Raw genomic sequence first — 6781 nt, 5'->3', positions numbered from 1 at the left:
TTGCCGCAGGTGAACATTGCCGCGCCCGATAACGGCAGGGTTTCGCATAACCGTTACACCCAGTTTGACGTCGACCGGCAAGGCGTCATTCTCAACAACTCGGCGGTCATGACGTCAACCGGCCTGGCCGGCATGATCCAGGGCAACCCCAATCTCGCTCCGAATGGGGTGACGGCGCGCGTCATCCTCAATGAGGTCAATAGCAGCAATCCCAGCCTGCTGCGCGGGTTCATGGAGGTGGCGGGCGACAGGGCGCAGATCATCGTGGCCAATCCGGCAGGCATCGTGTGCGATGGGTGTGGAACCATCAACGCGGGGCGCATGACGTTGAGCACCGGTGCGCCACAGCGCAATGCCGATGGCAGCCTGGCGGGATTCCTGGTTGAACGCGGCGTGGTGCGCATCGACGGCGGCGGCGTGAATGGCGACCTCCGGCATGACGCCCGGTATGTGGACATCCTGGCGCGTGCGGTGGAAATAAACGCCGGCGTCTGGGCCCAGGAAGCCGTGTCGGTGGTCGCGGGACGCAATCGCATCAGCGCCGATGGCAAGACGGTCGTACCGCTGATTGCCGATGCCATCAAGCCGGAATTGGCGATAGACATGGGCCAGCTGGGTGGCATGTACAGCGGCCACATCCACATGATGGGCACCGAGGCCGGCGTGGGGGTGCGCAATCAGGGCGGGCATCTGCTGGCGGACAGAACGCTGACCGTCAGCAGCGAGGGCTGGCTCAGCTGGCTGCCGGGTTCAACGCAGGCCGTGAACCAAGCTGAACCCCAGGCCGTGAATCAGGCCGTGACCCAGGCCGTGACCCAGGCCGGCGGCGACATTTCCCTGATTGCGCGGGATGGCCTCGAGCATCGCGGCAAGTTGTACAGCGGCGGCACGTTGTCAGTCGAAAGCCGTGCAGGACGCATTGAACAGTCCGGCACGCTGGCGGCGGCGGGCGACATCCGGCTGACCGCGCAGCAAGGCATCCAGATCGGTGGCAATCTGCTGGCGGGCAGCGATATCAATAGTTCGCTGGTGGGCAGTGCGGACCTGTTGTTGAGCAGTCAGGGAGACATCCGCGCCAGTGGCAGCCTGCTGAGCAACAAGGCTATCGCCATGACTGGCCGCCGGGTGGACCTGAGCCAGGGCGCCCTGGCCGCTGACCAGGTGCAGATCAACGCGCAGGACAGCGGCATCGCATTGCAGCGAACCCGGGTCGACAGCCGTCTGCTGACGTTGGACACGACGGGATCGATTGACGCACAGCAGGCGAAGATCCGGGCAGGCAGCTGGAAGGTCGACGGCCATGATCTGTTCAATCGGGATGCGGTCTGGACGCAGGTGGCGGACGGAGATAGCCGCTTCACCCTGACGGGCGCGCTGGATAACACCGGGGGCGCCATCGAGGCCCGGCAATTGGATATCGACGCCGGCTCCCTGGACAATCGGCAGGGGCGTCTGGTGGCGCTTGCCGGCGCCGCGCAACGCTGGCACGTCGATGGACTGCTGGATAACCGTGGCGGCGAACTGGGTAGCAATGGCAGCCTCGCGCTGATCACCGGCCGCCTGGATAACCGGTCTGGCTCGGTCTCCGGCCTCGACGCGCTGGCACTCACGTCCGGCGGCGACATCGACAACAAGGATGGAAGCCTGCGGGGTGGCAACAGGCTGGCATTGAAGGCGCAAGGCACGCTCGACAACGCCCGCGGAAAAGTCATCGGCGGGCAGCTGGATGTGGCCGTGCAGCACCTGCAGAACAGGCAAGGGCAACTCGTCAGTTGGGGCGATCTGAACCTGACGGCGCGGCAGGCCCTGGATAACGCGCAGGGGTGGCTCGAAGCCGGAAAGACCTTATCCATCCAGGCCGGTGGCAATTGGGACAACCGTAACGCCACCGCGGTGGGAGGCCAGCAGGTCCAGGCCGCGGTTGCCGGGCTGGACAACCGTGCCGGGAAACTGCAGTCGGGCGGTGCACTTAGGTTGGACACCTCCGGCGATGTCGGCAATCAGGCGGGCATCCTGACGGCCGTGGACACACTCGCCTGGCAGGGCGACGCGGCAAGCCGATTCGACAACACCGCGGGCTCGGTGCAAAGCGGTGGCGCCATGTCGTTGAAGGGTGGCGCGCTGGACAATCTGCGGCAGGGCAGCATCCTGTCGCTGGGCCGCCTGGATCTGCGGTTCGCGAGCCTGCTGGATAACGGCGGCGGCCGCCTCTTCAGCCGGGGGGGGCAGCAGTTGCGGGCGCAAGACATCCGCAACGTGCAAGGATGGATGGGCAGCCAGGGGGATTGGTCTGCCGCCGCCACGGGAAATATCGATAACGGGCAGGGAACGATACAGAGCCAGGGCGCGTCGGCACTCGCCGCGACGACCTCGAATAACGCCAACGGCGTGCTGCAGTCGGCTTCGGATCTGACGTTGCGGCTCGCGCAGGATATCGACAACCGCGCCGGCGATATCAGCGCCGCGGGGCGGCTGGACCTGCGGGGCGCCGCTGCAGACACGTCAGCGGGTTCGGTCGACAACGCGGCGGGCCGGATATCGGCAGGTACGGGGTTGTGGCTTGCGGCGCAAGGCGTGAGCAACACGGAAGGAGGCCTGATCCATAGCCAGCAGCAATTGCGGCTCGATCTGGGCGGGGCACTGGACAACCGGCAAGGCCAAGTTCAAAGCGGCGATGCGCTGCGACTCGATGCGCTGCGATTGCTGAACGAAGGCGGCGCAATCGACAGCCAGCGGCAGCTCGATCTGCGCATCGTCGACCTGTTGGGCAATGACCGGGGAGCGCTGCGCAGCAACGGTGACCAGCGCATCACCGCGGGCCGGGTCGGCAATCGGCATGGGCTGATCAGCAGCAAGCGCGCGCTAACCCTGGCCGCGGACAATCTGAACAACACGGATGGCATGCTCGTCAGTCAGGCGGCGGGAGATTACCGGGTCAGTACGCTCAACAATCGGCAAGGCAGGATTCACAGTGCCGACGCGCTGACACTGAACAGCGCGCGGTTGGACAACCAGGCTGGCCAGCTGGTGTCGGGCGGGACGTTCATGCTGAATGCGGCGGGCCTGGACAACAGTGGGCGCGGCATCATCAGCAGCCAGGGGCAGCTGGGCATCAAGGCCGATCGGTTGGACAACCGTGACGGTGGCCTGTTGCTGGGAACGACGCATACCGCGCTGACTGCGGGCTCGCTGGACAATGCCTCGGGGCGGGTGCAAAGCGGCAGCGCGCTGGCTATCGACGTCCAGGCCCTGGATAACCGGGGCGGTGCGCTGCTCGGCCTGGATGCGCTGTCGCTTTCCATCGGGCAGGACTACACCCATCGGGACGGCGACATCCTCAGCAGCAACGGCCTGCTCACGCTTGCCGTGAACGGCACGCTGACCAACGAGGCCCAATGGCTGCTGCCGGGCGACCTTGCGCTGGGCAGCACGCATTTCACCAACCTGGGCTCCCTGACGGGCAAGGGGATGAAGCTGGCCACGGGCACGCTGGTCAACCGGGGCAGGTTGGAAGCGGACCGCATGACGCTCGATGTCGATACGCTCGACAACCCGGCAACCGTGATGGGCGACGACGTCGTCGTGCATGCCCGTGTGATCGACAACCACGGTCGAGATGGCGTGGTCGCCGCGACGCAAAACCTGTCGTTGCAGGCGCGGGAACGGCTGGTCAACCGCGAAGGCGGCCTGCTGTATAGCGGTGGCGCGCTCACGCTATACAGCGGCGATCTGATGGAAAACCGCGCCAGCATCATCGAAGCCGATGGTGACGTTGCGATTGATGCCGGCCGCCTGGATAACCTGCGCGAAGGATTGGATATCGCGCGTGACGCGCAAGCCGGCGACACGATCCGTTGGCACCGCTACAACTATTACTGGCGTTCCTATGGCTCGGCCGTCGATCCAGACCTCGGGCCCGTGGCGCCCACCACCCGGCACCTGACTTTCCACGACGAGGCCGCCGCGAGCCGCGACCGATACGGCACGCTGCTGGCCATCGACGCCCCCGCCAAGCGCGCGCAAGTGCGTGTCAGGACCAGTCGGGGCAGGTTGATGGACTTGTGGGTCAACTATCTGGCGCTGACGCCCGATGACGATGGCCGCTATGCCATGACCTTCTACGAGACGCGCGGGTACAGGCAGTACCTTGTTCCCACGCCGTATCACAACACGGTCTGGCGTGAATATGACCAGGGCCGCATCGAGCAGTGGGACCCTGCCAGGCACGTCGATATCGCCGACGCGCCCTTCGTGACGGATTACAGCAATTTCCGCGAGCGCACGGTCACCAGCACCTCCACGCGCGACCAGCTGGTGTCCGAAGGGACTGGCGCCCGCATCCTGGCGGGCGGGAACATGGCGTTGCGCATCTCCGGGCGCCTGCTCAACGACGCCAGCGTCATCACGGCGAACGGCAATCTCGATATCGCGGGCTCCGGCACGGTCGACAACCGCGGGTACTCGATCAACGAGCGACGCAGGGAAATCATCGTCGACCACTACGACAAGGATACGGTGCATTGGTATCCGACGTTCAACCGTGACGTAACCACGGCGTTGAGCACCGTGGATGCCGTGATCACCGGCAATGGCAACGTCGCCATTCAGGGCGCCAGCATCACCAACACCACGGTCGATCAGGCGCAGATCAGCGACGTCGCCGCGGCGCAGGCGGCGGTGGAGGCCGAGCGCGCCGATTGGCTGCGGAATCCATTGGCCGTGACGGTGCCGGATGCGGAGCCGCTCGAGGGTGACGCACAATGGGGCGCGGGGCGCCCCTTGCTTCCGGCCGAAGTGGCGTTGACGGAAAAGCAGCATCTGAACCGCGTCGCGACCGCGATCCCGAACAACGGCCTGTTCCGTCAGCCGGCGGAACCCGGCAGCCCCTATCTGGTCGTCAGCGACACGCGCTTCACCAGCCGTGACAAATTCATCAGCAGCGACTATCTGCTCACGCAGGTCGGCTTCGATCCGGCGCGCGCACACAAGCGCCTTGGGGACGGCTTCTACGAACAGCGGGTGGTGCGTGAGCAGGTGCTGCAGTTGACCGGACGCCCGAGCGTGCATGGCGAAAGCGCCATGGAGCAGTATCAGGCGTTGATGGCCAATGGCGCCCGCGTGGCGCAAGACCTGCGGCTGGTGCCCGGCGTCGCCCTGAGTCCGGCGCAGATCGCGGCGCTGCAGCAGGATATCGTCTGGATGGTGAGCGAGACGGTCGATACCGCAAGCGGTCCGCAGACGGTATGGACGCCCAAGGTCTATCTGGCCGCGTCCACGTTGCGCCTGACCGGCGATGGCGCGTTGATCGGTGGCGGCGCGCTTCAGCTGTCGGCAAGCTGCCTCGACAATGCCGGCAATCTGTTCGCCGACCAGGCGCTCGGGATCGATGCGGATCAGTTCCTGCACCGGGGCGGCGACATCAAGGCCGATCGCATCGAGGCGCGGGCGGACAGCCTGACGATGCGCAGCAATCTGCAGGATGCATTGCGCCAGGCCGGCATGAGCGCCAATGACATTGCGCTCAGCGGCGGCGATATCCGTTTGCAGGGCGCCCGGCTGGACGCCACGCGGAATCTGAGCCTGAGCGCGCGCGACAACCTGGACATCGGCGCCGCGAAAAGCCGCCACACCGGGAGCGTCGAGGTGATCTCCGGCGCCATGGGCAACCGGACCAGCTCGGGCATGGAGGAGGCCGGCCAGCGCATGGCGCAAGTCAGCGGCGAATGGCAACAGGCGCTGGGCAGCACCCTGACGGCGGGCAACGACGCGAGCCTGACGGCAGGGCGGGATCTCATCCTGCAAGGCAGTCAGGTCCAGGCGGGCGGCTCGGCGCAATTGCAGGCGGCAGGCGATGTCCGGCTGCTGTCGACGTCCACCACGAATCGAACGCGGCTGCAGGCCGACAGCCGCACTTCTTCGGTTGAGAACCACCGAGAGGAAGAGCGGCTGGGCCTGTCCACGCTGAGCGGCGACAGGGGCGTCACGATCCAGGCCGGCAATTCGGTCACGCTGGAGGGCGCACAGCTCGACAGCCGGCAAGGACGGATAGGCCTGGAGGCCAACGACATCTCCATCGGCAGCGCGCGCCGCCAGGTGAACGATCAGGACGCCGAAAGCACGCGTGAAGGCAAGACCAGGAGCCAGCGTGCCATGGAAACCTCGCGCCATGAGGCCGTCGGCAGCACGCTCGCGGGTCAGGACGGTGTGACGATTGTCGCCCGGGCGGGGGATATCGCCGTGGCAGGCAGCACGCTGCACAGCGAACAGGGCGATCTCGCGCTGTGGGCGCAGAAAGACGTGCGGATCGTCAGCGTCACCCAGAGCGACACACAGCATACGCAGGAACACTCGGAGACGAAGGGCTTCCTGCGCAAGCGCAGCAGCGACACGGTGAAGGACGACCACGTCACGCGCGAGACAGGCAGCATGCTGAGCGGTGACACGGTCCGCGTCACGGCGGGCAATGATCTGACGGTGAGTGGTTCGGCGATCGTCGCCGACCGCGATGTCGGTCTGCATGCGGGTCGCGACGTCGATATCTCCGCCGCGACCGAGACGGAATCGCACTACCTGTTGGAGCGGAAGAAGAAAAGCGGGTTGCTGGACAGCGGCGGCATCGGCGTCACCTTCGGCAGCCAGTCATCGCGCCACGAAGTGGACGATAAGGGCGTCACCCAGAGCCAGAGCGTGAGCACGGTGGGCAGCAACCAGGGTGACGTGACCATCGCCGCGGGCAATCGCGTGCACATCGGCGGGGCCGACGTGGTCGCGGGGCAGGATA

General features: G+C 66.1%; 1 pseudogene. It reads left to right on the top strand.

Annotated features, from left to right (window positions below):
- Positions 1-9: 9 nt before the first annotated feature.
- Positions 10-6780: pseudogene (locus AOZ49_RS33715) on the top strand (filamentous hemagglutinin N-terminal domain-containing protein); the annotation flags it as partial.
- Position 6781: the final 1 nt, after the last annotated feature.

This window comes from Achromobacter sp. 2789STDY5608615, assembly GCF_001298995.1.
GTDB lineage: Bacteria > Pseudomonadota > Gammaproteobacteria > Burkholderiales > Burkholderiaceae_B > Achromobacter > Achromobacter insuavis.
Note: the sequence above shows the minus strand (reverse complement) of the source record. Positions and strands in the feature narration are given on the sequence as shown.